Annotated in this window: 21 protein-coding genes; 11 read left to right on the top strand and 10 right to left on the bottom strand. The window is 65.6% G+C overall.

Features of this window, described 5'->3' with window-relative positions:
• Nucleotides 1–132 precede the first annotated feature (132 nt).
• The 6 genes from AB7G19_RS32075 to AB7G19_RS32100 are packed head-to-tail and all read right to left on the bottom strand — an operon-like array spanning nt 133 to nt 6,926.
• Nucleotides 133–972 (bottom strand): aKG-HExxH-type peptide beta-hydroxylase, encoded by an 840-nt coding sequence (locus AB7G19_RS32075; RefSeq protein ID WP_085404486.1) that lies wholly within the window; start codon nt 970–972, stop codon nt 133–135.
• Nucleotides 973–994: 22 nt separating this feature from the next.
• Nucleotides 995–2,428, bottom strand: coding sequence for a hypothetical protein (locus AB7G19_RS32080; RefSeq protein WP_085404487.1), 1,434 nt, complete (start codon nt 2,426–2,428; stop codon nt 995–997).
• The gene (locus AB7G19_RS32085; protein ID WP_085404488.1) at nt 2,425–3,585 is read right to left on the bottom strand and encodes a radical SAM protein; all 1,161 of its coding nucleotides are present in this window, start codon (nt 3,583–3,585) and stop codon (nt 2,425–2,427) included. Before AB7G19_RS32085 ends, AB7G19_RS32080 begins: the two co-directional genes overlap by 4 nt.
• Nucleotides 3,582–5,546: a RiPP maturation radical SAM C-methyltransferase gene (locus AB7G19_RS32090; protein WP_244623184.1), complete on the bottom strand. Its 1,965-nt coding sequence runs from the start codon at nt 5,544–5,546 to the stop codon at nt 3,582–3,584. Before AB7G19_RS32090 ends, AB7G19_RS32085 begins: the two co-directional genes overlap by 4 nt.
• On the bottom strand, nt 5,543–6,616 hold the full coding sequence (locus AB7G19_RS32095; protein ID WP_354075344.1) for a radical SAM/SPASM domain-containing protein: 1,074 nt from the start codon (nt 6,614–6,616) through the stop codon (nt 5,543–5,545). Before AB7G19_RS32095 ends, AB7G19_RS32090 begins: the two co-directional genes overlap by 4 nt.
• 55 nt (nt 6,617–6,671) lie before the next feature.
• A complete protein-coding gene (locus tag AB7G19_RS32100) occupies nt 6,672–6,926 on the bottom strand; it encodes a hypothetical protein (RefSeq protein WP_028150121.1) in 255 nt (84 codons plus the stop codon).
• Between the two features lie 266 nt (nt 6,927–7,192).
• Between AB7G19_RS32100 and AB7G19_RS32105 the strand changes: the two genes are divergently transcribed.
• Genes AB7G19_RS32105 through AB7G19_RS32150 form a run of 10 tightly spaced genes read left to right on the top strand, consistent with a single transcriptional unit; the run spans nt 7,193 to nt 16,374 of the window.
• Nucleotides 7,193–7,642, top strand: coding sequence for a (2Fe-2S)-binding protein (locus AB7G19_RS32105; RefSeq protein ID WP_028156974.1), 450 nt, complete (start codon nt 7,193–7,195; stop codon nt 7,640–7,642).
• Nucleotides 7,643–7,653: 11 nt separating this feature from the next.
• Nucleotides 7,654–9,840 carry a molybdopterin cofactor-binding domain-containing protein gene (locus AB7G19_RS32110; protein WP_441268731.1) on the top strand — a complete coding sequence of 729 codons (2,187 nt, stop codon included), beginning with the start codon at nt 7,654–7,656 and terminating at the stop codon, nt 9,838–9,840.
• A gap of 46 nt (nt 9,841–9,886) precedes the next feature.
• Nucleotides 9,887–11,170 carry an NAD(P)/FAD-dependent oxidoreductase gene (locus tag AB7G19_RS32115; protein ID WP_193560891.1) on the top strand — a complete coding sequence of 428 codons (1,284 nt, stop codon included), beginning with the start codon at nt 9,887–9,889 and terminating at the stop codon, nt 11,168–11,170.
• Nucleotides 11,163–11,615, top strand: coding sequence for a sulfur oxidation c-type cytochrome SoxX (soxX, locus tag AB7G19_RS32120; RefSeq protein WP_085404492.1), 453 nt, complete (start codon nt 11,163–11,165; stop codon nt 11,613–11,615). Before AB7G19_RS32115 ends, soxX begins: the two co-directional genes overlap by 8 nt.
• Nucleotides 11,616–11,619: 4 nt before the next feature.
• A complete protein-coding gene (locus tag AB7G19_RS32125; RefSeq protein ID WP_085404493.1) occupies nt 11,620–12,087 on the top strand; it encodes a SoxY-related AACIE arm protein in 468 nt (155 codons plus the stop codon).
• On the top strand, nt 12,087–12,404 hold the full coding sequence (soxZ, locus tag AB7G19_RS32130) for a thiosulfate oxidation carrier complex protein SoxZ (RefSeq protein ID WP_014497100.1): 318 nt from the start codon (nt 12,087–12,089) through the stop codon (nt 12,402–12,404). Before AB7G19_RS32125 ends, soxZ begins: the two co-directional genes overlap by 1 nt.
• Nucleotides 12,401–13,180: a sulfur oxidation c-type cytochrome SoxA gene (gene soxA, locus AB7G19_RS32135; protein WP_085404494.1), complete on the top strand. Its 780-nt coding sequence runs from the start codon at nt 12,401–12,403 to the stop codon at nt 13,178–13,180. Before soxZ ends, soxA begins: the two co-directional genes overlap by 4 nt.
• A gap of 58 nt (nt 13,181–13,238) precedes the next feature.
• Nucleotides 13,239–14,588, top strand: coding sequence for an ABC transporter substrate-binding protein (locus tag AB7G19_RS32140; RefSeq protein ID WP_071915996.1), 1,350 nt, complete (start codon nt 13,239–13,241; stop codon nt 14,586–14,588).
• A complete protein-coding gene (locus tag AB7G19_RS32145) occupies nt 14,585–15,523 on the top strand; it encodes a carbohydrate ABC transporter permease (protein WP_085404495.1) in 939 nt (312 codons plus the stop codon). The genes AB7G19_RS32140 and AB7G19_RS32145 overlap by 4 nt, the downstream gene beginning before the upstream one ends.
• Nucleotides 15,520–16,374, top strand: coding sequence for a carbohydrate ABC transporter permease (locus tag AB7G19_RS32150; protein ID WP_094184434.1), 855 nt, complete (start codon nt 15,520–15,522; stop codon nt 16,372–16,374). The genes AB7G19_RS32145 and AB7G19_RS32150 overlap by 4 nt, the downstream gene beginning before the upstream one ends.
• 58 nt (nt 16,375–16,432) lie before the next feature.
• Here the strand turns inward: AB7G19_RS32150 and AB7G19_RS32155 are convergent, their stop codons facing one another.
• From AB7G19_RS32155 to AB7G19_RS32165, 3 genes are all read right to left on the bottom strand, one after another.
• The gene (locus tag AB7G19_RS32155) at nt 16,433–18,100 is read right to left on the bottom strand and encodes a regulator (protein ID WP_085404496.1); all 1,668 of its coding nucleotides are present in this window, start codon (nt 18,098–18,100) and stop codon (nt 16,433–16,435) included.
• Between the two features lie 4 nt (nt 18,101–18,104).
• The gene (locus AB7G19_RS32160) at nt 18,105–18,809 is read right to left on the bottom strand and encodes a cysteine hydrolase family protein (protein ID WP_085404497.1); all 705 of its coding nucleotides are present in this window, start codon (nt 18,807–18,809) and stop codon (nt 18,105–18,107) included.
• Nucleotides 18,810–19,138: 329 nt separating this feature from the next.
• On the bottom strand, nt 19,139–20,092 hold the full coding sequence (locus AB7G19_RS32165; RefSeq protein ID WP_085404560.1) for a hypothetical protein: 954 nt from the start codon (nt 20,090–20,092) through the stop codon (nt 19,139–19,141).
• A gap of 164 nt (nt 20,093–20,256) precedes the next feature.
• On the opposite strand from AB7G19_RS32165, the gene AB7G19_RS32170 reads away from it, so the two are divergent.
• Nucleotides 20,257–23,733 carry an indolepyruvate ferredoxin oxidoreductase family protein gene (locus tag AB7G19_RS32170; protein WP_441268732.1) on the top strand — a complete coding sequence of 1,159 codons (3,477 nt, stop codon included), beginning with the start codon at nt 20,257–20,259 and terminating at the stop codon, nt 23,731–23,733.
• Nucleotides 23,734–24,056: 323 nt separating this feature from the next.
• Here AB7G19_RS32170 and AB7G19_RS32175 read toward each other — a convergent pair whose 3' ends face one another.
• A complete protein-coding gene (locus AB7G19_RS32175; protein ID WP_085404500.1) occupies nt 24,057–25,787 on the bottom strand; it encodes an FAD-dependent oxidoreductase in 1,731 nt (576 codons plus the stop codon).
• Between the last annotated feature and the right edge of the window lie 16 nt (nt 25,788–25,803).

Raw genomic sequence — 25,803 nt, forward strand, 5'->3', positions numbered from 1 at the left:
CGGTAAAAAGGACAAACTGTCGCCGCAATGCAGCGCCGACGGGGCCTGGAACCGGCAATCACAGCCGAAAGTCGTCTCAAACCGCGTATCTGGCGTTTAGGGCTGGAACCCGGTCCTGGGCAGAGCGGGCAATCAGCCGCGCTCGCTGGCAAGCATCTTCCGGCTGCTCGCCAGGACGTCGCTGCACCAGGCGAAGAACGCGCCGAGAAACGCCCGGCCGGCCGCATCGGTGCGGGCGTGCTGCCGCAGCGTCTCGAACCCCTGCTCCATCCGCGACGCATTGCGCGCGAGCAGCGCGCGGATGTCGCTGCGAACCTGCGGGTCGTCTTCCTGCTCCAGCATGTGCACGTCGAGCTGGGTGACGTGGATGAACGAATATTGTGCGTGCAGCACTGCGGTCATTGGACGCGGCCGGTCGACCACGATCGGGCTGGGATAGAGCTCGTCCTGCGGATTGCTGATGATCCGGATCGCATTCTCGTTGGCGACGCCGAATGCCCTCAGCTTGTGATGGGCCATTTCATGGACGATCGCCTGCGCGGTCGCGAGCGGGCAATTGACCGTGAGGCCGATGACGCCGAACCGCGCGTCGACCGAGTGGCTGGCCGAGCCGAGCCGACCGGGCCCCTCGGTCGGCTGCTCGGTGTCGTGATAGCACTGGATGGTGTGCACGATATCAGGCCATTGTTTCGCAGCGAGCGGCCAGCGGCGGACGTAGTGCAGCGCCTGCTCCAGCGCCCGGATGGCTTGCGCGTCGGGGACAAACCGCGGCGCCGGCAGCAGCGGATCCTCCGTGCGCAGGGCAACCCTGCCATCCGCAATGGCCGGCGCACCGTTCACCGGGGGACGCTGCGGCGGCAGCGGCCGCCACGGCGTCGGCTCGGTGTCGATCAGGCCGAGGGCGACGGCGGTATCGTGGCCGTCGGCCTGCGGTCGTGCCGTGCGTTCCCAGTCAATCGACGTCGCGTCCATGGCGATCTCTCCTTCGAACCGGTCAGTGCGGACGACCACTCGTCGTCGAGAGGGCCGCGGAGACGCGCCCTGCGCGTCCAGGCAGCAAGGCAAATCCCATCGATGCCGCAAGGGTGTCCATATCCCCAAGCCGGTGCAGCGATCGGTCGGTGCCGATCACGATCACCGATTTCGCGATCGCGCGGACAGCGGCAAGCGGTTCGCGGCCGCCAAGCCGTTCCGCATCGACGAAAGCGAGGTCGACGCCATCAGGTGCAAGACGCGACAGCGCCGCAATCGCCGCGATGCTGGTCCCGCCGAGTACCGGCAATGACGCACCGAGGCGCCGGCGCGCGGCTTCAGCTAGCGCGGCATCTTCCTCGGCACCGTATAATCTCAGCTTTGGCCTCGTCTGCGCGATCAATTCCAGCAGCAATCCATCGCCGCATCCGACATGCACGGCCGATCCCGCGCGGCGCAGCGCAGCGGTCTGCTCCCAGACCACCGTGCTGAAGCGCGAGCGCATGGCGAAGGGGTTTTCGAAACCGGCCGCTTCAAATCCGCCGCCGAGTTCGGTGAGGATATCGGCGCTGTCCGCGGGCTCGACCGCTGCGGCCTTTCGCTTGTCCAGGTGCGTCGCCGCCGCGCGTTGACGAGGCCGCCGATGCGACGGTGTGCCCTCATCGGACAGCCATGTGCAGCGGAAGGTGGCCGTCGCAATCTCGGCAACGCCATTGACAAACGACGCACACACCGTCCAATCCGCCATCTCTTCGAGCCAACTCATTTCCGCGGCCAATCCCAGCTGGCGGCCGAGATCGATGAACTCACGCGAACGATCGCGCGTAGCGGAACAGTCCGCAGAACAAGGCCCGTGTCTCACCGGCCCCAGTCCCAGAACCGCGAGCGCGACATGGGCAGGCACGGCCGCTTTCTCCTCGCGCGCGAGGATGCCGGCCAACGGATCGCTTCCGCCACGCCGAAGATGGTCCGCCCAGGATCTTGCGCAGCATGCGGGATAGCCGAACCGTATCGCCGCCTGCTCCTGGCCGTCCGCCGCCGGCTCGGCGATCGATGTGTCGAGCGGCGCGGCGCCGATCAGGAACGCATAGTCGAGCAGCCGCTTCGGTTCGGCGATCGATGCCTCAAGCGGCCAGTCGACGGCATAGCCAAGCGACGCCTTGACCGGCTTGGCCTCCAGGCCAATCGCGCGCGCCCGCTCGGTCAGGGCGTCGATGCCATCATAGCCAGTCCACACCAGCGTGGCCGGGATGCGCTTCCGGCGCACCATCTCGAATTCGATCGCTAGCGCCGCATGCCTGAGGCGATCCAGACGCGGCTGCCAGAGCGCGCGCGCCTGCGGTCCGGTGAAGCTGATGCGCTGAGTCGCTGCCTTGGCGACGGCTGGCTCCCGCGGCGCGGCCGCGAGCGGAGGACGGGGCCAGGTCAGCCAGCAGGTCGGCCAGGCGGACGTCATGGTGCGTCCGCCTGCTGGAGCAACGAATGCAGGGTCGGATTGTCGCCGATCGACCAGGCGGCGATCATCTTCGCTTCGAGATCGGACCGGCGCTCCAACCGGCTGATCGCGACCTCATCGTTCGCCTGAAGCTCGGTCTCGATGTCCTCGAACAGGCCGAACCACACCGGGCAATCGATCGAGCGCATCCGCCAGTCGCCGTCGATCGCGGTGCCCGGACAATTGCCCTTGCACGCCAGGAAGAACCGGCACCCCTCGCATCCGCCATCGGCCTGCGGCGTCCGGTAAAGCGAGAGCTGGCGCTCGAAGGCCTCGCGGCCGGCACGCAGATGGGTCACGCCATCCTTGTTGGTGCGGCCGCAATTGCCGAGCCGGCCATCGCTCTCGACGCCCACCACGGCGCGCGTTGCATAGGGATCGCAGGCGTGGAAGACGCATGAGGTCTGCGCGTCATCGCCCCTAAGCATCGCGGCCATCTCGGCGAAGATGTCGAACTGGACTGACAGCAGCTCCTGTTCGAGCCGGCGCAGTCGCCTCAAGGCCGCAAGGTTCTCCTGCGCGGTGAGCGCGAGACCCTCGCCCCCTTCCGTTTCGTCCTGCTCCAGCAGGTGCAGGCGCAGCTTGCGCACGCCGAGGCTACCGAGAAACCCGATCCACTCGCACAGCACGCCGAGCCGAGCCGGCGCGGCATTCATCCGGTTGAGCGTCACGATCACGTTTGGCGGCATGCCCTCCCGGCACAGCGTCTCGATCGCCGCCTCGATGCGCGCCGTCGCACGCCGCGTCGCCGCCAGGCTGCCGGCCCAGCGAGCATCGTTGAGCGGTCCCGGCCCGTCGATCGAGATGCCGACGCGCACGTGGTATTTCCTGAAGAGCTCGATGTCGCGCTCCTCGATCAGCGTGCCGTTGGTCTGCATGCCGACGCCGCCATGGCGGTCGAAGCCCAGCTGCATCAGGCGTTCGAGATCGGGCCGGCGGGTCAGCATGATCTCGCCGCCGAACAGGCTGAAGGGTTCCGCCAATCTGTCCAGCGTCGCCATGATCGCGTCGAGATCGTAACGCGTCGGCACGTTGCCGGCGGTGCGGATGCCCTCCTGATAGCAGTAGCGGCACTTGATGTTGCACTTGTCGCCGAGGGGGCGGACTTCGACGGTCATGGCTGCACCCGTTCGAGGCCTGCCGGTTCATCGCTGGCGTTCATCAGGGCCACGTGCAACCCGTTTTCTTCCGGCGGGGCGATACGCTCGCGTGGCAAAACGAATCCAAGCGGAAATTCGGCACGGGCGTCGGCGTCAAAAATCTCGCGGCCGGCCTCGGTGACGAGCGACAACACTCTGCCGTCGATCTCGATCGCAAACCGTCGCGCCAGAATCGCATCCAGTGCGGCCTCGACTGATGCCGCATCCAAACGATCGGCAAGCTGTTCAATGACGCTCAGTCGCGTGCAGGGATTGCGCAGCAGATTGAGCACGGCGATCTCGGCCGGTGTCGGACAATAGAACGGCTGGAGCGCGCATGCCCGGGTGTCGCTGACGAGATGCGCCGTGCCGACCGCCGTCATCGTCAATTGCGGCGCAAAGGGCTGATCGAACCAGCGCGCACGCCAGGCCGCACTCGCGGCCTTGAGCGACACCAGATCCTGCTCGCGCGCGGCATCGGGTGCGTCGCCCTCGAAGAAATAAGCGAGATCGAAGAGATCCTCGTCAGGGACATCGTAGATCGCGCCATAGGCCGGCATCGGCGTGACGTTGCGGAATCCGATCTCGGCGGCGCGCTCGAAATTGGGGCTGAACCGGTCGAGCCGGATCCGGCCGCAGCCGACCGGCGGCTGAAGGTGTTCGAGCAGCGGGACCATCTTGGCGACGGCGTCGTAGGCGTCGCGTGGCTCGCCGGGAAATCCGTACAGGATCGACCAGACCAGCCCGACGCCGAGCTCGCGGCAATTGCGCAGCAGGCGCAGGTTGAGCAAGGCGCTCACACCCTTGCGCATGAGATGCAGCACCGGATCCGACAGGCTCTCGATGCCGGGCTGCAACCAGACCGTCCCGGCAAGCGCCAGCTTCTCGAGCTGCGCCTCGTCCATATTGGCCTTGATCTCGTAGAAGAAGCGAAAGCCGTGCGCCGGGCGTTCGGCGAGCCTGCCCAGCACGCCCTCGATATGGGACATGCCCAGGATGTTGTCGGTCGCGGCAAAGCGGCCGATGCCGAACTCCGCATGCAGGGTCTCGATCTCGCTGAGCACGCGCGGCGCCGACTTGGCCCGGAACGCCATGCCCTCGCCGTTGAGGCCGCAGAACGTGCAATGGTGCTTCTGCCCCCACCAGCAGCCGCGCGAGGACTCGAACGGAATCGAGGGACGCACGCGCGCAGCTTCAGACATCCAGGGCAGTTGCGCGAAATAGTCGGCGTAGTCGGGGATCGGCAGCGCATCCATCGCGGTCGGACCGGCTGCTGCGCCAGCAGCCGGCTGGTCGCGGGACAGGCATCCCGGTAGGCCGCGAGGCTCTTCGCCGCGCAGGATTGCCTCGACGGCCGGCCCGAACACGGTATCGGCCTCGCCGTTGAAGACATAGTCGATCTGCGCAAAGTTCTTCAGCAGCACCGCGCCCATCGGCCCATGGCAATTGGCGCCGCCGAAGCAGACGACGACGGACGGATCACGCGCCTTGACCGCGGCCGCGATCGCCAGCGAAGCGGCCGTCTGCTCGAACATCGAGGTGAAGCCGATGATCTTGGGGGTGCGTTCGAGCAGCCGGTCGGCCGCTTCCGCCACGAAGGACGGGATCAGGTTGCGGCGGATCTCGTAGAGCTGGTCCAGCCCCTTGCGCTCTATGGCGGCGCTGAGCTCGCTGAGGTGGCGCTGCGCCTGCGGCCGTCCGGGCCGCGTGCCCAGGCAATCGCCGAACAGCCAATCGCCGGCGAGGAGATGGCTCGGCAACTTCTCCGCAAGCTGCTCGTTCAGATCGAGCCCGATGCGGTCGGCGAAGAGCAGGTTCAGATAGAGCGTCTCGGCCCGAATGCCCTTCTGCCGCAGCAAGGCCTGCAACAGGCCGAGCGCCGCCGACGGCCGCACCACCGACATCACCGGCGCCGAGCAGAAGAGGACATCGACGCTCATTGTGCGGCCACGAGGTTGGCAGATGCGGCTTGTCCGTCCAGCAGGATCTCGCAGGTCTCGATCTGGCCGTGGCGCGCCTCGGCGGCTTCGCGCACGCGCGCCAGCAGCTCTGGCGAGCGGAAGATGCGGTCGCAGGCGGTGCAGATGCCGTCGAAATCCTCAACGCGCATCGGCACGGGATCGGCGGCCGTGACTGCGGCGAGGATGGCGACGGGTCCCTCCAGCCTGATCCATCTGTAGAGCGGATCGTCCGCGGCCGCCTGCATCGCGGCTTCGATCCCTTCCTTCGCGATGTGGCCCACCTTCAGCGAGTCGTAATGGGGAAGCACGCCGCAGCAGGGCCGGATGCCGCCCTCGTGATCGACCGTGACGGTGTGGAGAACGGACTCGCAGGGACCGCGATAGGCGGAGGCGTGGTGAACGCGGCCCGCCTGCGTGTCCTCGTCCGTGCCGTCGCCGCGACCGGTCGAGTTGGCGACGGTCTCATAGATGTTGATGCCGGGCTCGTCCTGAAGACCGAGATCGGCGCGCAGGCTGGCGGCGGTGATCTTCGAACCCGCCTCGACCACCACGGCGATCCGAAGCAGCAGGCCGCATTCGCGCGCAGCGGCGACCGCGTTGGCAATGAAATTCAGCGGCACGAACTCGGCGTGGGGATCGTCGTAAGACAACGTCATTTCGGTGAGCCCGGCCGCGCGCAATTGCCGAACAGCCGCCGTTGCGCGCGCGGGCGACTTGGCCCAGAACGCGCTCGTGGTGATGCCCGCGCGCAAGCCCAGCGACGCGGCCAGTGCCACGGCGTCGGCAACGATATCCGCATGCAGCATCGGATCACCCCCGACGAAATGGATGATCTCCATCGACGGGATCTGTGCGGCCTGCTGAATACAACGATGAACGTCCGCGGCGGACAGGTGCCCGCCGTGAAACATGTCAGATGAAAAGCAGCAATGCGAACATTTGAGCGGGCATTTCAGAGTGACGTTCAGAACGAGATTGGTAGGCGTCACCCTGGCCGCGCGGAAATCGGATAAAAATTGTGCGCCGAACGCCATGGCCGACGACCCCATATCCCGGCTGCCCGGCGAACCGGTCAGCCGGCCATCGTGATCTGCAGATGCGGGATCAGAGGATGTCGATATGGATCGTACCGGCCTGTACGCCGCCGCTACGCGTGGCCAGCTTGTTCCGCAGCATCGACGCCGTCTGGTCGTCGAGCTGTACGCCAACGCTGCTCAGATAGGAGACCGGGTCCTTGCTGACGTCGCTGGCGAGGCTGAGCAGATCGGCGTGGGTAGTGAGTCCGGACGGTGACTTGGCTTTGAGATCGTTACCTGACGCGAGAACTTTTTCGAGATCGATCGTGACGATGCGGCCCATGGCGATTCTCCCTTAGGATGGACTAATGATCCATCAAACCAAAGGTTGTACAATACCCTCAGATAGTCAAACGAATTCGATACGACCAAAGGCTGCGGATTTGCACCGCCGTTCACAACGCAACACCGCGCTCCCGACATTCTTCCCCGCGCATGCCAGCCTCGCTGTTGGCCACCCCTCGGACTATTGATTTGAACAGTTCCAATTTGCCAGACACATTGCGCCCTGAGTCCGATCGGTGGATTGGGCCAATCAGGGGACTTGCGATGGCAAACCTAACAATCAACGGAAAAACCTTCACGCTCGACGTCGAGCCGGATACGCCGCTGCTCTGGGCGATCCGTGAGAATGCCGGCCTGACCGGCACCAAATATGGCTGCGGCATTGCGCAATGCGGCGCCTGCACCGTTCACATGGACGGCGTCGCCATCCGTTCCTGCGGGATTTCGGTCAGCGAGGCCGAAGGCAAGAAGATCACCACGATCGAGGGGCTCGCATCCGGCGACACGCTGCACAAGGTGCAGGCAGCCTGGATCGCCAAGGACGTTCCGCAATGTGGCTATTGCCAGAGCGGCATGATCATGGCGGTGGCCGCACTCCTCGCCGAAAAGCCGAAGCCGACCGACGCCGATATCGACGAAGCCATCACCAATATCTGCCGCTGCGGCACCTTCCAGCAGGTGCGCGAAGCGATCCACACGATCGCCAGCGCCTGAGGAGCCGCCCCATGGACAAGCATGTTTCTCCCAAGATGAACCGTCGCGCCTTCGTCATCGGCACCGCCGCTGTCGGCGCCGGCCTCGCCATCGGGCTCGATCTCCCCTTCGGTGGCCCCGCCGCGGTCCGCGCGGCCGACGGCTCGCCGGAAGTCAACGCCTGGGTCGTGGTCAGGCCCGACGACACCGTCGTGATCCGCATCGCCCGCTCCGAGATGGGCCAGGGCTCGCTCACCGGCCTCGCCCAGCTGGTCGCCGAGGAACTCGAATGCGACTGGTCGAAGGTCACGACCGAATACCCGACTCCCGGCCAGAGCGTCGCCCGCAAGCGCGTCTGGGGTGATTTCTCGACCGGCGGCAGCCGCGGCATCCGCAGCTCGCAAGACTATGTCCGCAAGGGCGGCGCCACCGCGCGCGTGATGCTGATCGAGGCCGCCGCGAATGAGTGGAAGGTGCCGGCCTCCGAATGCACCGTCGCCAAGGGGGTCATCACCCACAAGGCGTCGGGCAAGACGACAACTTACGGCAAGGTCGCCGAAGCCGCCGCCAAGCTGACGCCGCCGGCCGACGTGAAGCTCAAGGATCCCAAGGACTGGACCATCGCAGGCAAGGGCCTGTTGCGGCTCGATACCGCCGACAAGACCACCGGCACGATGATCTACGGCATCGACGTCAAGCTGCCGGGCATGCTGAACGCCGCGATCAAGGACTGCCCGGTGTTTGGCGGCAAGCTGAAGAGCTATGACGAAGCCAAGATCACCGGCATGAAAGGCGTCAAGAAGGTCGTCAAGGTCGGCGACACCGCGGTTGCGGTCGTTGCCGACACCTGGTGGCACGCCAAGACCGCGCTGGAAGCGCTGCCGATCGTCTGGGACGAGGGCGAGAATGCCAAGGTCTCGAGCGAGTCGATCGCGAAGTGGCTGGCCGAGGGCCTCGACGATTCGCAGCCGGCCTATGTCGGCAACAAGAACGGCGACGTCAAAGCCGCGATTGCCGGCGCAGCGAAGAAGGTCGAAGCGGTCTACAACTACCCTTACCAGAACCACGCCACGATGGAGCCGATGAACGCCACCGCGCTCTACACGGCCGACAAATGCGAGGTCTGGTGCGGCACGCAGAACGGCGAGGCCGTCTTCGCGGCGGTGCTGGAGGCCTCCGGCCTGCCGGCTGAGAAGTGCGACATGTACAAGGTGATGCCCGGCGGCGGCTTCGGCCGGCGCGGCCAGACCGACTACGTCCGCCAGGCGGTCATGATCGCCAAGCAGATGCCGGGCACGCCGATCAAGCTGTTGTGGTCGCGCGAAGAAGACATGGCGCACGGCAGGTATCACCCGATCACCCAGTGCAAGATGACCGGCGCGTTCGACGCCAACAACAATCTGGTCGCGCTGCACTACCGCCTGTCCGGGCAGTCAATCCTGTTCTCGCTGCGCCCCGAAGCGCTGCAGAACGGTATGGATCCGGCCGCATTCCAGGGCGTCGCCCAGTCCGGCGAAGCCGCGTTCGGCTATTCGGTGCCGAACCTCCTGATCGAGCATGCGATGCGCAACCCGCACGTTCCGCCCGGCTTCTGGCGCGGCGTGAACGTCAATCACAACGCGATCTACATGGAATGCTTCATGGACGAGCTGGCCCAGGCCGCAGGCCAGGACCCGCTCGAATTCCGCCGCAAGCTGATGGGCAATCATCCCAAGCATCTGGCGGTGCTCAATGCCGTGGCCGAGAAGATCGGCTGGGACAAGCCGGCACCGCAGGGCGTCTATCGCGGCATTGCGCAGGTCATGGGCTATGGCAGCTATGTCGCCGGCGCCGCCGAAATCTCGGTGACCGACGGCAACAAGATCAAGGTGCATCGCATCGTCGCCTCCACCGATCCCGGCTACGTCGTCAATCCGGCGCAGGTGGAGCGGCAGATCGCCGGCTCCTTCGTCTATGGCCTGTCCGCGTTGTTCTACGGCGGCTGCACCGTCAAGGACGGCAAGATCGAGCAAACCAACTTCGACACCTACAACTCGATGCGCATCAACGAGATGCCGAAGGTGGAATCGGTGATGGTGCCGAGCGGCGGGTTCTGGGGCGGCGTCGGCGAGCCAACCATCGGCGTCGCGGCGCCGGCGGTGCTCAACGCCTATTTCGCGGCGACGGGCAAGCGCATCCGCTCGGTGCCGCTGCGCGACCAGAACATCACCTTCGCCTGAGAAACGCCGCGGCGGCTGCAACGGCCGCCGCGGCATTTTTGCCTGGATGATCCTGATGACCACGCGCCCGGTGACACGGCGGAATGCCGTGCTCGGCATCACCGCGGCCGCCGCAACGCTGGCGCGGCCATCGGTCCTGCGTGCGCAATCGGCAGCACGTATCGTCGTGGTCGGCGGCGGCTTTGGCGGCGCGGCCTGCGCCCGCGCGCTGAAACGCGCGCAGGAAAACCTGCAAATCATCCTGATCGAACCGAACGCGGTCTTCACCTCCTGCCCCTTCAGCAACGAGGTGATTGCGGGCCTGCGTGAGATCGACGCGCAGCAATTCGACTATGACAAGCTCGCCGCCGAGGGCATCACCGTGATCGGCGAGGCCGTGACCACAATCGAGCCGCAGCGGCGCAGCGTCGTGACGACCGACGGCGTCGCGCTGCCCTATGACCGTCTCGTGCTCTCCCCTGGCATCGACTTCCATTTCGAGGCCCTGCCCGGCTATGACGAAGCGGCATCCGAAAAAATGCCGCACGCCTGGAAGGCCGGGGCGCAGACTCTGCTGCTGCGCAGGCAGCTGGAGGCAATGGCGGACGGCGGCACGGTCGCCATCGCGATCCCGGCCAATCCCTCGCGCTGCCCGCCGGCGCCCTACGAACGCGCCAGCCTGATCGCGCATTACCTGAAGACGAAGAAGCCGCGCTCGAAGGTGCTGGTCCTCGATGCCAAGGACAATTTTTCGCAGCAGCGGCTGTTCGAGAAGGCGTGGAAGGAGCTCTATGGCGACATGATCGAGCGCATCGCGCTGTCGCAGGGCGGTCGCGTCACCTCGGTCGATCCTTCGACAAGGACCATCATCACCGAGTTCGGCAACTACACGCCTGATGTCGCCAACGTCATCCCGCCGCAACGCGCCGGCCGCATCGCCGAGATCGCGGGCGCGGCGGATGCGACCGGCTGGTGCCCGATCGATCCCGTGACCTTCGAGTCGAAGCTCGTCCCGAACATCCACGTCATCGGCGATGCCTGCCTCGGCGGCGGCATTCCCAAATCGGCCTCGGCCGCGAGCGCACAGGGCAAGGCCTGCGCCGCCGCCATCGTCAACCTGTTCGTGGGCCGCGCGCCGGAGACGCCGCGGCTGACCGGCGTCTGCTATACAACCGCCGCGCCCGGCTACGGCTTCTCGCTCGCCGGCAACTACCAGCCCAGGGGTGACATCTTTGCCGAGGTCGAAGGCGGCGCGACCAGCCCGGTCGATGCACCACGCGAGCTCCGCGCCCGCGAGGCGGCTGAAGCCGAGCGCTGGTTTCAAACCATCACGGCAGACACCTTTGGCTAGAGCATTCCTTCATATCGCGGCGCTGATCGCCGCCGGCCTTGCCCTGGCTTGCGGCGCAAGAGCCGACGAGCTCGTGCGCTACAAAATCATCGGTGACACCATCCCCGAGCCGCTCACGGGCGCGCCGGCCGATCCCGCGCGCGGACGCGCGCTGGTGGTGGTGCGTTCCACGACCTGCATCCTCTGCCATTCCGGTCCGTTCCCGGAGGCGCGGTTCCAGGGTGACCTCGCACCCGATCTCACCGGCACCGGGAACTGGTGGTCGGCTGGCCAGTTGCGGCTGCGGCTGGTCGATGCATCGCGCTACAACCCGCAGACCATCATGCCGTCCTATTATCGCAACGACGGGCTGGTCCGGGTCGGGCGCAATTTTGCCGGCAAGCCGATATTATCCGCCGCGGAGATCGAAGACATCGTGGCCTTTCTTGTAACGCTTCGGAACTAGCTTCATGCCAACCACGCGACGACAATTCCTGAGTATTGCAGGCGGCGCGACGGTCGCCGGGACGATCCCGATCGTCACGTTGCGACCGCTGGAAGCGACGCCGGCGATGCTCAGCACCGCGATCCGCAACGTCGTCGGCGAAGCCCAGATTCACACCGGCAAAGTCAAGCTCGACATTCCGCCGCTGGTCGAGAACGGCAACACCGTGCCGGTGACGGTGAGCGTCGCAAGCCCGATGACGGCGACCGATTACGTCAAGAGCATCCACGTCTTCAACGAGAAGAACCCGCAGCCGAACATCGGTAATTTCTATCTCAACCCCTCCTCCGGCCGCGCCCAGGTCTCGACCCGCATGCGGCTGGCCGACACCCAGAAGGTGGTGGCAATCGCACGCATGTCCGATGACACGTTCTGGCAGGTCGCCGCCGACATCGTCGTGACGCTGGCCGCCTGTACCGAGGAGATGAACTGATGGCCGCGCTCATCAACGTTCCGGCAAAGGCCAAACGCGGCGATGTCATCGAGATCCGCACGCTGACCTCGCACATCATGGAGACCGGCTTCCGCCACACCGCGGACGGCGCGCTGGTGCCGCGCGACATCATCACGAGTTTTACGTGCCGCTACAATGGCACCGAAGTTTTCCGCGCCGACCTGTTTCCGGCGATCGCGGCCAACCCATACCTCTCCTTCTTCACGGTCGCGAAGGAGAGCGGCAAGTTCGAATTCGAATGGATCGGCGACAACGGCTATTCGTCGACCGCATCGGCCTCGATCACGGTCGAATGATCTTTTGGCGCGCGATAGCGGCGGCAACATTGTTGGCCGCGGCCCCTGCCCTGCTCGCCGGCGAAATTCCGCCGGACGCGCGCCGCTCCGGCTATTCGTTCATGGGGCCGGACACGCGCGCGATGCAGGATGACGACACGTCCAATCCGGGCATGCTTTTCGTGCTCGACGGCGAGGCGCTCTGGGCGAAGAAGGCCGGCAGCGCCGACAAGGCCTGTGCGGACTGCCATGGCGATGCAACGACCAGCATGAAGGGTATCGCGGCGCGCTATCCGGCCTTCGACAAGGCGCTGGCGCGCCCCGTCACCCTCGACCAGCGCATCAACCTCTGCCGTGCCAATCATCAGCAGGCGCCGGCGCTGCCCTACGAGAGCCGCGACCTCCTGGCGCTGTCCGCCTTCGTCGCACACCAGTCCCGTGGCGTCGCGATCACGGCTGGCGATGATCCGGAACTGAAGCCTTTCGTGGCGCAGGGCCGCGACCTCTTCATGCGGCGCGAGGGCCAGCTCAACCTCGCCTGCACCAATTGCCACGACGACAATTTCGACAAGCGTCTTGCGGGCGCGCCGATCACGCAAGGGCAGCCGACCGGCTATCCGCTCTACCGCCTGGAGTGGCAGACGCTGGGGTCGATCGAGCGAAGGTTGCGCAGTTGCATGACCGGCGTACGCGCCCAGGCCTATGATTACGGCGCGCCCGAGCTGGTCGCGCTTGAACTCTACCTGATGTCGCGGGCGCGCGGCCTGCCGATGGAGACGCCTGCCGTGCGTCCCTGAGTCCCCAGATTAGGACTAGGCAGGCGTGGCACGGCCGTTAGTATCCCTCCCAAAGAAAATGAATCAGAGGGAGGGATTTGACGTGGCCAACCATAACATCTCGCGCCGCACGCTGTTGACGGGGACCGCCGCGGCTGGCGCGCTCAGCCTGACCGGACTACCGGCACGCGCCGAGGTCAACTGGAAGAAATACGCCGGGACCAAGCTGGAGGTGATCCTCGCCAAGGGTCCGCGCGGCGACAACCTGCAAAAAAACATCAAGGAGTTCACCGAGCTCACCGGCATCCAGGTGGAATCCGAACAGATCCCGGAGCAGCAGCAGCGCCAGAAAGTGGTGATCGAGCTGACCTCGGGCCGGCCGAGCTTCGACGTCGTCCATCTCAGCTATCACGTCCAGAAGCGGCAGTTCGAAAAGGGGGGCTGGCTCGCCGACCTGACGCCCTTCATGAAGGATCCGACGCTGACGGCACCCGATCTCGTCGAGAGCGATTTCTCGGCCGCCGGCCTGCAATACGCCAAGAACGACAAGGGCCAGATGCTGTCGCTGCCCTGGTCGGTCGATTACTTCATCCTCTACTACAACAAGGAGCTGTTCCAGAAGAAGGGCGTCGCCGTCCCCAAGACCCTCGACGAGATGGTCGCGGCCGCCGAAAAACTGACCGACACCAAGGAAGGCACCTACGGTTTTGTCGGACGGGGCCTGCGCAACGCCAACATGACGTTGTGGACCAACTTCTTCCTCAACTATGGCGGCGAATTCCTCGACGCCAAGGGCAACATCCTGACCGACGGTCCAGAGGCTGTAGCCGCGACCAAGCTCTACCAGACGCTCCTCACGAAGGTCGCCCCGCCAGGCGTCGCCGGCTTCAACTGGATGGAGTCGATGGCCTCGTTCACGCAAGGACGTTCGGCGATGTGGATCGACGGCGTCGGCTGGGCGCCGCCACTGGAGGACCCCGCCGCCTCGCGCGTCGTCGGCAAGGTCGGCTACACCGTCGTGCCGGCCGGACCGAAGGGGCAATATTCGGCCACCTATGGCGACGGCATCGGCATTGCCGCGGCGAGCAAGAACAAGGAAGCCGCCTATCTGCTCTGCCAGTGGGCGGTCTCGAAGCAGCAGGGCGCGCGGCTGTTGCAGGCCGGCGGCGGCGTCCCGTTCCGCAACTCGATCCTCGGCGATCCCGAGGTCCAGAACGGCGTGAAGATGCCCAAGGAGTGGCTGCAGTCGGTGATCGATTCCGCCAAGATCAGCAAGCTCGGCCTTCCCGTCGTGATCCCGGTCGCCGAATTCCGCGATCTCGTCGGCGCGGCCCTCACCTCGACACTATCGGGCGCCGATCCCGCGACCGAGTTGAAGAAGGCTCACGATCAGTACCGGCCGATCCTGGAGCGCAGCGAAAAAGCGTGAGTGCGTTGACACAATCGACTCCGGCCGCGGCACGGTCCGATGCCGCGCCGGAGAAGGAATTGCGGCCGCCGTCCTACTGGCCGTTCGTGGTGCCGGCGCTGGTCGTCGTGCTCGCGATCATCATCTTCCCGTGGGTCTTCACGATCTGGATGAGCCTGAACGAGTGGAAGGTCGGCTCACCGACCACCTTCGTCGGGTTCTCCAACTATCTGCGGCTGACGAGCGATCCCCGCTTCATCGAGGCGGTGGGCCACACCATGGTCTACACTTTGCTGTCGGTGCTGCTGCCGCTGATCCTCGGCACGTTCGCGGCCGTCGTGTTTCACCAGAAATTCGCCGGCCGCGGCTTTCTGCGCGGTATCTTCATCATGCCGATGATGGCGACCCCCGTCGCGATCGCGCTGGTCTGGACCATGATGTTCCACCCGCAGCTCGGCGTGCTGAACTACCTCTTGTCGCTGGTCGGGATACCTGCGCAGCTCTGGGTCTTCCACCCCGCGACCGTCATTCCCTCGCTCGTGCTGGTCGAGACCTGGCAATGGACGCCGCTGGTCATGCTGATCGTGCTCGGCGGCCTCGCCGCCATCCCGACCGAGCCTTATGAAAGCGCGCAGATCGACGGCGCCAGCTTCTGGCAGGTGTTCCGCTTCATCACCCTGCCGTTGATCATGCCGTTCCTGTTCATCGCCGGCATGATCCGCATGATCGACGCCGTGAAGAGTTTCGACATCATCTTCGCGATCACGCAGGGAGGACCGGGCTCGGCGTCGGAGACGATCAACATCTATCTCTACAGCGTCGCCTTCACCTATTACGACCTCGGCTACGGCTCGGCGATCGCGGTGGTGTTCTTCCTCCTCATCGTCGCCCTCGCGGCCGTGATGCTCTATGCCCGCCAGCGCATGCTGTGGACCGAAATTGCGAGCGGCGCATGAGCCCAAGTCAAGTCAACCCAAGTCGAATCAACCTACGTCAGGTCATTGGCAGGATCGGTCTGTGGCTGTCGGTGTTCGTCATCGTGTCGCCGGCGATCCTGTTCTTCCTCTGGATGGCGTCGCTATCGCTCAAGTTCGAGGTCGACAATGCCGCCTACCCGCCGGTGTTCTTCCCCGATCGCATCGCCTGGAAGAACTATGCCGACGTGCTCGCTTCCAACCGCTTCCTGACCTATTTCGTCAACAGCCTGATCGTCACCGGCGGCGCGACCACGCTGGCCCTGCTCGTCGGCGTTCCCGCCGGCTACGGCATCGCGCGCATGGCCGCGCACAAATCCGCGATCGTGATCCTGATCGCGCGCATCACGCCCGGCCTGTCCTATTTGATCCCGCTGTTCCTGCTGTTCCAGTGGCTCGGATTGCTCGGCACGCTGGTGCCGCAGATCATCATCCATCTCGTCGTGACGGTGCCGATCGTGATCTGGATCATGATCGGCTATTTCGAGACCACGCCGCTGGAGCTGGAGGAAGCCGCGCTGATCGACGGCGCCACGCGGTGGCAGGTCTTTCGGCACGTCGCCCTGCCGATCGCCAAGCCCGGGATCGCGGTCGCCTTCATCCTCGCCGTGATCTTCTCCTGGAACAATTTTGTGTTCGGCATCGTGCTGGCCGGACGCGAGACGCGCACCCTGCCCGTCGCCGTCTACAACATGATCTCGTTCGACCAGTTGAGCTGGGGCCCGCTCGCCGCCGCCGCGCTGATCGTCACCCTCCCGGTGCTGCTGCTCACAGTGTTCGCCCAGCGGCAGATCGTGGCCGGGCTGACCGCGGGCGCGGTCAAGGGCGGGTAGCAAATGAAGCAGCCGGGCGACACGACATCGCCCGGCTGCGTTTCATGTTTTCCGATGCCTACTCCGCCGGCGCGGCGTGCATCTCCGGATGGGTGGCATAATGCTCGGTGGCGCCGAGCCTGCTGGCCGCGAACAGTCCCGCCGCCATCACCGCGTAGGCGAACGCCACCGCGGGCGTGACGCCGAAGCCGCCGCCGATACCGACGGCTTCGCCATGCATGAAGCCGAAGTAGGTGAGCACGGCACCGACCAGCGCGAAGGCCGAGGCCTTCTCGAAGTCGCGCTCGATGATGAAGACACCGATCGCACCGAGGATGAGGCCGCCGAGGATGGAACCGCCGCCCATCACCTCCAAGCCGTGATAGAACACGCCCTGCTGCGGCAGCGCGGCAATCGCCGCGGCCTTGACCGCGTCGGCCTTGTCGGCGGCGAGACCGCCGACAGAGGTCGCCGCCATCATGGTCGAGCCGAGCATCGTGTCGATCTGGAGCTTGGCCCAGGCGGCAAGATGCGGCGTCAGCGCCAGCACGATCGCGGGCGCGTGCTTGACCGGCGTGGTCTGGAACGCCTGCGCACCGATCAGCATGCCGATATAGAGCAGGATCGGCGAGATCGCGACGACGGGCACGAGTGCCAGCAGCACCGAGATGATGCCGAACCAGGCCAGCACCACCACCATGATGCCGGTCGCAGCCGAATAGCCGATGCGGCCGCCCATCGCCTTCCAGCCGGGATGACCGATATAGACGGCGTTGATGAAGGGGTTGCCCATCAGGCAGCCGATCAGGCTGACGACGCCGTCGGCGGTGAGCACCCGCGTGGTCGGATATTCGTCGCCCGCCGCTTCCGCGCTCTCGACATTGTCCATGGCCTCGACGAGGTCGTAGATGCCGAAGGGAATGGCGGTAACCAGGATGATGCCGAGGAATTCGAAGCCCGAGAAGACGTAGCCCACCGCCGGGATCGGCACCGAGAAGCCGAAGTTCGCGAAAGCGTCGCCGACTCCCTTGACGCTCAGCCCACCGAGACCGAGGCCGAACAGGTTTGAGCCCCAGGCGATGACCATGCCGACCGCGATCGCGACGAGGCCCGCGGGAATGCCGCGCCAGTATTTCACGCCGCCGAACCAGCTCACCAGGATGATGGCGAAGCAGACGAGACCAATCTGCGGCGTCATGTACATCTCTAACGCCGGACGCATCGAGATGAAGGTGACGGAGACGCCGGCGAGCGTGCCGAGCAACGCCGCGCGCGGCGTGATCTTGCGGATGAACGGCGCGATGAAGCCCCCGATCATCAGGATAAAGCTCTGGAAGAACACCCAGACGAGGCCAGCCGACCAGCCCTTGAGCGGATCACCGGTCTTGATCGTGATCGGCAGCATGATCACGAAGGTGACGATGAACATGTGCGGTACGCTGACGCCCGAGGGCAGTGCGCAGACATCGTTGCGGCCCGTCTTCTGCGCCAGCCGATAGGCGAGATACGCATAGTAGAAGGTGGAGAGGCACATCATCAGCCCGAGCGCGGGCAGGATGCGGCCGAACACGAGACTATCAGGCATCTTCAAAACGAAGCGCAGCAGGCCCGTGAGCACCAGCATGTTGACGAGGATGTTGGTGCCGAAGCCGAAGAACGCGTTCCAGTCGCCCGATGTCCATAGTGCCGGCTTGAACTCGGACTTGCTCAGATCAGATTTGCCGGCCGTCCCCGTCAATGTGCTCATGATGCTACCCCTGTGTGGTCGAAGTCTTCATTGCCTCCAAGACTGCGGCTGAGTCCGCGACCCAGCCGAAGATGCCGCCTTGGGCCTTGATCATCTTCAGGCCCATCTCGTGAAATTCGGGGAAGTAGGATGCGCAGCCGTCGGAGATGACGACGCAGCGATAGCCGCGGTCATTGGCCTCTCGCACGGTGGTGTTGACGCACACTTCCGTGGTGACGCCGCAGACGAGCAAGTTCTCAATGCCGTATTTCTCCAGCACGTCCGTGAGCTCGGTGGCGTAGAACGCACCCTTGCCGGGTTTGTCGATCACGACTTCGCTGTCGAGCGGATAAAGCTCGGGAATGATGTCGTGGCCGGCCTCGCCGCGAATGAGAATGCGCCCCATCGGGCCGGGATCGCCGATGCGCAAGGACGGGGCGCCGCGCTCGACTTTTGCGGGCGGCGCGTCGGACAGATCAGGCAGATGCCCCTCGCGCGTGTGGATCACCAGCATGCCGGTGTCACGTGCCGCCTTCAGCACCGCGCCGATCGGCTTTACCGCGCGCGCGAGCTGGCTGACATCGTTGCCCAACGTCTCGCCGAAGCCACCCGGCTCCATGAAATCCCGCTGCATGTCGATGATGAGAAGCGCGGTGGCAGGCCAGTCGAGCCTGATCGGCTCGGGCTCGGCGCTGATGACGCCCAGTGTCGGCTTGGTCGAGCTCAACATGACTCAAGGCCCCCGCGAGAACTCTCTTTGCCAGGAGTTCTGCAAACGCCGTGCCATTGTGTACAATAGCGGTGGGGCACAGGCCGCGAGAGAATTTGCTGCGTACTCAGAAGGTTACGCCGGCGATCGGCGCCTGCTTATTCCCTGTGCGACGGCTTTGCGACGTGCAGTTGCTTAAAGGATGAGCGGGCGGCGACGGACTCGCTCGCCGTCATTCCGTGGCGACGCGACAGCGTCGAGCCCGGAATCCATCGGGCCGCAGTACGCGAGGAAAGTGGATTCCGGGTTCGCGCTGCGCGCGCCCCGGAATGACGGCGGAGGCCGTAGCGCTACCGCCCCGTGCCGTACAGCTGCCGATACTCCATCTCATACGGCGCATACGAATCCTTCAGCGTCGCCATGTTGAGCAGCATGGTGGCCACCACCGCGCCCGTCTTGCCGAACACGCGCGTTTTAATCCAGGCACTCTCGGTGCGGCGGCTGCCGGAGAGTGCGACAACCTCACGCTCGATTTCGTACTCTTCGTCGACGAAGAGCGGCCCCTTGATCAGCCTGATCTCCTGATCCGCGAACAGGCCGACCGCCGGCCCCTTGGCCGGCAGCGGGTCGTCCTTGGAGCGGTACTGGAACAACACGCTCAGCATCTCCATCGGGATGATCGCTCTGCCCCAAGGATTGTCGGCGCCGGAATAACACGGCGAGTTCTCGGTGATGACGGCGAGCTTTTGCCTGAGGGAGAACGGATAGAGGTCGCCCATGTTCTGGTCGAACGCCATCCGCACCGCCTGCCGTTTGCTCGTCTGCGCCACCTTCACATCGCGCAGGATCACGGGATCGGCGAGCGGCTTGAGCTCGGTGAGGCGCGCCTCGAGCGCGGTCGCCGCATGCGGTTCGCCGACCGAGGCCGTGCCCCGCAGCACCTCGGTGCCGTCGCGCTTGACCATCTGGATCTGGCACTGGCTCGTGCCGGGCAGCGGCTTCGATAGCATCGCCTGCACCTCCTCGCCTTCGAAGCAGGCGTTGCGGTAATGCGCGGACAGGCAACCGCTCTCGAACCAGGCCTGCCCCCACAGCCGCGCGCCGAGCGGGGCGAACTGGCTGAAATGCGTCGGGCCTTCGATGGTGCCGCCCTTGAAGCCGAGCTTCTGCGCGGTGGCATCGTCGTGGATCGAGGCGTGCGCGTCATAGACTTGCGCGTGCAGCATCTGGCGCGGCTGGCGCCACGGCCCGATCAGCGCCTCGGCCGTCTCTGTAATCTCGGTGTCGAATGCGTTTGCAGCCATGGTGTCCTCCACAGGCAGCCATGACTAGCAGGAGCGCCACGGATGCGGCTAGCCGTATTGACTTCGCCGGCCCATGCTCTTGACTGTCACAATTCGCGTCGCGCCGCCGCTATCCCTCCCGCAGCGCAAACCCCCACGCCGAACGAGAGACGAGGACTCCTGAAATGACGCTGATGCAGGTCGAGCTGGACGACAAATACCGGCTCGAATCGAAGCGGATCTTCCTGTCCGGCACGCAGGCACTGGTTCGGTTGCCCATGTTGCAGCGCGAACGCGACCGGCTCCAGGGGCTCAACACAGGCGGTTTCATCTCGGGCTATCGCGGTTCCCCGCTCGGCATGTACGACCACGCGCTGTGGCGCGCGAAGTCGCACCTCCAGCAGCACGACATCGCCTTCGTCCCCGGCCTGAACGAGGACCTGGCTGCGACCGCCGTCTGGGGCAGCCAGCAGGTCGGCCTGTTCCCCGGCGCCAAGGTCGATGGCGTGTTCGGCATCTGGTACGGCAAGGGCCCCGGCGTCGACCGCTCGGTCGACGCGCTCAAACATGCGAATGCGGCCGGCACCTCGCTCAATGGCGGCGTGCTCGCGCTTGCCGGCGACGACCATGGCTGCCAGTCCTCGACGCTGGCGCATCAGAGCGAGCAGGTGTTCGCGGCGGCGCTGATCCCCGTGATCAATCCGGCGACGCTCCAGGATTATCTCGACCTCGGCCTCTATGGTTTTGCGCTGTCGCGCTTCTCCGGCTGCTGGGTCGGCTTCAAGGCGATCAGCGAGACCGTCGAGAGTTCGGCCTCGATTGACAGCGATCCTGAGCGTATCAAGATCGTACTTCCAGACGATTTCGAGATGCCGCCTGGCGGCCTCAACATCCGCTGGCCCGATCCGCCGCTGGAGGCCGAGCGACGTCTGTTCGGCCCGAAGATGGCCGCCGTGCAAGCCTTTGCCCGCGCCAACCAGCTCGACCGCATCGTGCTCGATTCCAAGCCGGCACGGCTCGGCATTCTCGCGACCGGCAAGGCCTATCTCGATCTGCGCCAGGCGCTGGCCGATTTGGGCATCACCGACAAGGACGCGCAGGACCTCGGCCTGCGCATCTACAAGGTCGCACTGACCTGGCCGCTGGAGGAAAGCGGCGCCAGGCGCTTCGCCGAAGGTCTTCAGGACGTGCTCGTGGTCGAGGAGAAGCGCGGCTTCATCGAAGACCAGCTGATGCGCACCCTCTACAATATCGCTGCGTCCAGGCGCCCGACCGTCACCGGCAAGCGCGACGAGCGCGGAGCACCGCTGTTGCCGAGCGAGGGCGAGCTGACGCCGACCATTGTCGCAGGGGCGCTGGTGGCACGCTTGCGCAAGCTCGGGCATCACAGCCCGGTGCTGGAGCAACGCCTCGCCCGGCTCGAGGCCTTCGACAATCCCGTCACATCAAGCACGCAGATCAAGCTCGCGCGCACGCCGTTCTTCTGCTCGGGCTGCCCGCACAACTCCTCGACGCGCGTGCCCGAGGGCAGCCGTGCCATGGCCGGCATCGGCTGCCACGGCATGGCCCTGAGCATGCCGACCCGCCGCACCGATCTAATCTCGCATATGGGTGCCGAGGGCGTGAACTGGATCGGCCAGTCGCCCTTCACCACCGAGAAGCACATTTTTCAGAATCTCGGCGACGGCACCTACACCCATTCCGGACTTCTCGCCCTTCGCGCGGCATCGGCCGCGGGCATCAACATCACCTACAAGATCCTCTACAACGACGCCGTCGCGATGACCGGCGGCCAGCCGGCCGAAGGCGCCTTCAACGTCGCGCAGATTGCGCACCAGGTCTGGGCCGAGGGGGTCAAGCGACTCGCGATCGTATCGGACGATCCGACGAAGTATCCGGAAGGCAACTACTTCCCGCAGGGGGCGACCATCCATCACCGCCGCGAGCTCGACGCCGTGCAGCGCGAGCTGCGTGACATCAAGGGCCTCACGGTCGTGATCTACGACCAGACCTGCGCCGCCGAAAAGCGCCGCCGCCGCAAGCGCGGGCTCTATCCCGATCCCGCCAAGCGTGCCTTCATCAACGAGCTCGTCTGCGAAGGCTGCGGCGATTGCTCGCAGGCCTCCAACTGCGTCTCGGTGCAGCCGCTGGAGACCGAGTTCGGCCGCAAGCGACAGATCGACCAGTCGAACTGCAACAAGGACTTTTCCTGCGTCGAAGGTTTCTGCCCGAGCTTTGTCACCGTGCATGGCGGCAGCCTGAAGCGGTTGAAGACGTCGGCGGTCGATTCCGGACAGTTGTTCGCCGACCTGCCGCTGCCTCCTGCCCGCGAGCTCGAGGCGCCGTACAACATCCTCGTCACCGGCATCGGCGGCACCGGCGTCATCACCATCGGCGCGCTGCTCGGCATGGCCGCCCATGTCGACGGCCGCGGCTGCTCGGCGCTCGACTTCACCGGCCTGTCGCAGAAGAACGGCGCGGTGATGAGCCATGTCCGCATCGCGCGGAGGCCGGAGGATATCTCCGCGGTCCGCATCACCACCGGCGGCGCCGACGTCATCCTCGGCTGCGACATGATCGTCTCGGCAGGTCCCTCCGCGCTCAGCCGCGCCGAGCGCGGCGTGACCAAGGCCTACATCAACGCCGACCTGCAGCCGACTGCGAGCTTCGTGCAAAACCCCGATCTCGACTTCGAGATGGGCACGATGCAGACCGTGCTGCGTGACGCCGTCGGCGACACGAACCTCGACATCATCGACGCGACAGGCATTGCCTCAGCCCTGATGGGCGACTCGATCGCGACCAATCCCTTCATGCTCGGCTTCGCCTTCCAGAAGGGCGCGATCCCACTGTCGCTGGAGGCTCTCCTCCGCGCCATCGAGATCAACGGCGCGGCGATCGAGATGAACAAGCTCGCCTTCACATGGGGACGGCTGGCCGCCCACGACATGTCGCGCGTGCGCAGCGTACTGCAGTTCAAGAGCCGCGCTTCCGCGCCGACGAAGTCGCTCGACGACGTGATCGCGACCCGCGCGGAGTCTCTGACCGGCTATCAGGACACTGCCTACGCCGACCGTTACCTCGCGGCCGTCGCCAAGGTGCGCAAGGCGGAGAGCACAGTCTCGCCCGCCTCCACCGAGTTGACCGAGGCGGTCGCGAAAAACCTGTTCAAGCTGATGGCCTACAAGGACGAGTACGAGGTGGCGCGGCTCTACACCGACGGCAGCTTTGCCAAGAAGGTGTCGGAGAAGTTCGATGGCGACTTCACGCTGAAATACCACCTCGCCCCGCCGATCTTCGCGCAGCGCGACAAGACGACCGGGCACCTTCAGAAGAAGGAATTCGGCGGCTGGATGGTCCACGCCTTCCGCGTTCTCGCCAAGCTGAAGTTCCTGCGGGGCGGCGCGTTCGACCCGTTCGGCCGCACCGAGGAGCGCCGGACCGAACGTAAGCTGGTCGCGGATTATCTCGGCATGATCGACCAGCGGATGGCCGGGCTGAAGGCGGAGCAGATCCCGCTGCTGGCGCGGCTCGCCCGCGTGCCCGAGACGATCCGCGGCTTCGGCCACGTCAAGGAAGCCAACATCAAGCTCGCAGCGGCCGAGACAGCCCGGCTGGAAGCCGAGCTGGAGAACAGCCGCTTTGCGGCGGCGGCGGAGTAGCGGTTAGGACGCAAACTCTCTCCACGTCATTGCGAGGAGCGAAGCGACGAAGCAATCCAGAGTCCCTCCGCGGAGGCAGCCTGGATTGCTTCGCTGCGCTCGCAATGACGGAGATTGTGGGACGAGCTCGCCACACACTCAGCGTCATCGCCCGGCTTGACCGGGCGATCCAGTACTCCGAGGCGGCTGTGATTGAACGGATGGGCCGCGGCGTACTGGATTCCCCGCTTGCCGCCTACGCTAAAGCTTCGGCGCCCCTGGACCTCAACCCCGGCGAAGCCTTGGCGTAGCCGGGTCGCGGGGAATGACAGCGGTGGAGATGGCTAGACGGGAGTCCCTGCAACCGCAGACGTCGCCGTCACAACACTCCCCTCCGCCAGATGCCGCCCCGCGATATACCCGAACGTCAGCGCCGGCCCGAGCGTGATCCCCGGTCCCGGATAATTCCCATTCATGATCGACCCCATGTCGTTGCCGCAGGCGTACAGACCCGCAACCGGCGTGCCGTCCTCGCGCAGCACGCGCGCCTGGGCATCCACCTTCATGCCGATGGCCGTGCCGAGATCGGCCGGATAGATACGCATCGCGAAGAACGGCGCGCGGAGGATCGGTGCGACACAGGGATTGGGCTTGTGGGTGGCATCGCCGAGGTGGCGCTGATAGATGGTGCTGCCGCGACCGAATTCGGGATCGCGGCCCTGCTTCGCATCAACGTTGTAACCTGCGATCGTCGCCGTGAGCACGGACGGATTGACGCCGATCTTCGCCGCGAGCTGCGCGATGTCGGGAGCCTTGAGCAACTCGCCGCCCGCCACATAGCGCCGGAGGTTGAGCGTAAACGGCTTGATGTGACCGAGGCCGTAGCTCCACAGGAACTGACGGTCGCAGACGAGATAAAACGGCCGGTCCGGCTCGCCATTGCAGTCGCGCAACATCGCCAGCACGAACTCATGGTGGGACAGCGCCTCGTTGACGAAGCGACGGCCGGCCGCGTTGATGGCGATCACGCCGGGCTTGGCGCGGTCGGTCACCGTATGCGGAAAAACGCCTCGGCTGCCATCGTCGCGACGGAACAGCGAGGCCGGCACCCAATAGGCCGGACTCGTCGCCTCCGTGTTGAGCGCGGCACCGGCCGTGGCCGCAAGCCGGAGCCCGTCGCCAGTGCCAGCGGTGCTGGCCGCCGAGACGAAACCAGCCGCGGCCGGGAAGAAGCGTTTGCGCAACACAGCGTCGTGCGAAAAGCCGCCGGTCGCAACCACCACGCCGCGACGCGCGGCGATCAGGCGGTCACGGGAGCCGTGGCGGATGACAACGCCGCCGACGCGATCGCCCTGCATCGACAGGTCCTCGACATCGGCGCAGAAGAGAATCTCGACCTGCCGCGCCAGCAGCGAGGCATAGAGCCGCGCCGCGAGCGCGTTGCCGAGATGCAGCGTCGTGCCGCGCCGATTGCGCAGCCGCTGCAACGCGTATTCCGAAACGAGCCGCGCCGCGCGCAGGGTCGAACGCAACGATTTTCCGGCCCGCCGCAGATGCGGGACGTCGAGGCGGTTGACCATCATCCCGCCGAACAGCGTGAACTCCGGCAGCGGCGCGCGCAGCCGCGCGAAAGGCGCGCCGAGCCGGGTGCCGTCGAACGCGACCGGCTCCAGCACGCGCCCGCCTGATGTCGCGCCCAGTCGCTCCGGATAACAGTCCGGACAGGCTTTCACCGGCTGGAGGCGCACTTCCGTGTTGGCTTCGAGATAGGCGACCGCCTCCGGCCCGCGCGCGAGGAAGGCGGCGCGCAAGCCGGCATTGGCAGGCTCCGGCACCGTGCTCGACAGATACCGGACCGCGTCCGTGATGCTGTCGGACAGCCCTACATCCTTCATCTTGGGATTGGCGGGGATCCAAACCATGCCGTCGCACCAGGCGGTGGTGCCGCCGACGAACGCCGTCTTCTCGATCACCAGCACGCGCAAGCCTTCAGCGGCGGCCACCGCCGCGGCCGTCATGCCCCCGGCGCCGGCGCCGACGACAATGACATCGTAGATCTCATGCGCAGGCATCATGCGGCAAGGGTCCGGG

The sequence above is a fragment of the Bradyrhizobium sp. 215_C5_N1_1 genome, from assembly GCF_052075935.1.
GTDB lineage: Bacteria > Pseudomonadota > Alphaproteobacteria > Rhizobiales > Xanthobacteraceae > Bradyrhizobium > Bradyrhizobium barranii.

What these genes read in the sequence shown, in the direction of transcription:
- AB7G19_RS32075 (WP_085404486.1), bottom strand. Translation starts at nt 972, where the DNA reads ATGGACGCGACGTCGATTGACTGGGAACGCACGGCACGACCGCAGGCC.
- AB7G19_RS32080 (WP_085404487.1), bottom strand. Translation starts at nt 2,428, where the DNA reads ATGACGTCCGCCTGGCCGACCTGCTGGCTGACCTGGCCCCGTCCTCCG.
- AB7G19_RS32085 (WP_085404488.1), bottom strand. Translation starts at nt 3,585, where the DNA reads ATGACCGTCGAAGTCCGCCCCCTCGGCGACAAGTGCAACATCAAGTGC.
- AB7G19_RS32090 (WP_244623184.1), bottom strand. Translation starts at nt 5,546, where the DNA reads ATGAGCGTCGATGTCCTCTTCTGCTCGGCGCCGGTGATGTCGGTGGTG.
- AB7G19_RS32095 (WP_354075344.1), bottom strand. Translation starts at nt 6,616, where the DNA reads ATGGGGTCGTCGGCCATGGCGTTCGGCGCACAATTTTTATCCGATTTC.
- AB7G19_RS32100 (WP_028150121.1), bottom strand. Translation starts at nt 6,926, where the DNA reads ATGGGCCGCATCGTCACGATCGATCTCGAAAAAGTTCTCGCGTCAGGT.
- AB7G19_RS32105 (WP_028156974.1), top strand. Translation starts at nt 7,193, where the DNA reads ATGGCAAACCTAACAATCAACGGAAAAACCTTCACGCTCGACGTCGAG.
- AB7G19_RS32110 (WP_441268731.1), top strand. Translation starts at nt 7,654, where the DNA reads ATGGACAAGCATGTTTCTCCCAAGATGAACCGTCGCGCCTTCGTCATC.
- AB7G19_RS32115 (WP_193560891.1), top strand. Translation starts at nt 9,887, where the DNA reads ATGATCCTGATGACCACGCGCCCGGTGACACGGCGGAATGCCGTGCTC.
- AB7G19_RS32125 (WP_085404493.1), top strand. Translation starts at nt 11,620, where the DNA reads ATGCCAACCACGCGACGACAATTCCTGAGTATTGCAGGCGGCGCGACG.
- soxZ (WP_014497100.1), top strand. Translation starts at nt 12,087, where the DNA reads ATGGCCGCGCTCATCAACGTTCCGGCAAAGGCCAAACGCGGCGATGTC.
- soxA (WP_085404494.1), top strand. Translation starts at nt 12,401, where the DNA reads ATGATCTTTTGGCGCGCGATAGCGGCGGCAACATTGTTGGCCGCGGCC.
- AB7G19_RS32140 (WP_071915996.1), top strand. Translation starts at nt 13,239, where the DNA reads ATGAATCAGAGGGAGGGATTTGACGTGGCCAACCATAACATCTCGCGC.
- AB7G19_RS32150 (WP_094184434.1), top strand. Translation starts at nt 15,520, where the DNA reads ATGAGCCCAAGTCAAGTCAACCCAAGTCGAATCAACCTACGTCAGGTC.
- AB7G19_RS32155 (WP_085404496.1), bottom strand. Translation starts at nt 18,100, where the DNA reads ATGAGCACATTGACGGGGACGGCCGGCAAATCTGATCTGAGCAAGTCC.
- AB7G19_RS32160 (WP_085404497.1), bottom strand. Translation starts at nt 18,809, where the DNA reads ATGTTGAGCTCGACCAAGCCGACACTGGGCGTCATCAGCGCCGAGCCC.
- AB7G19_RS32165 (WP_085404560.1), bottom strand. Translation starts at nt 20,092, where the DNA reads ATGGCTGCAAACGCATTCGACACCGAGATTACAGAGACGGCCGAGGCG.
- AB7G19_RS32170 (WP_441268732.1), top strand. Translation starts at nt 20,257, where the DNA reads ATGACGCTGATGCAGGTCGAGCTGGACGACAAATACCGGCTCGAATCG.
- AB7G19_RS32175 (WP_085404500.1), bottom strand. Translation starts at nt 25,787, where the DNA reads ATGATGCCTGCGCATGAGATCTACGATGTCATTGTCGTCGGCGCCGGC.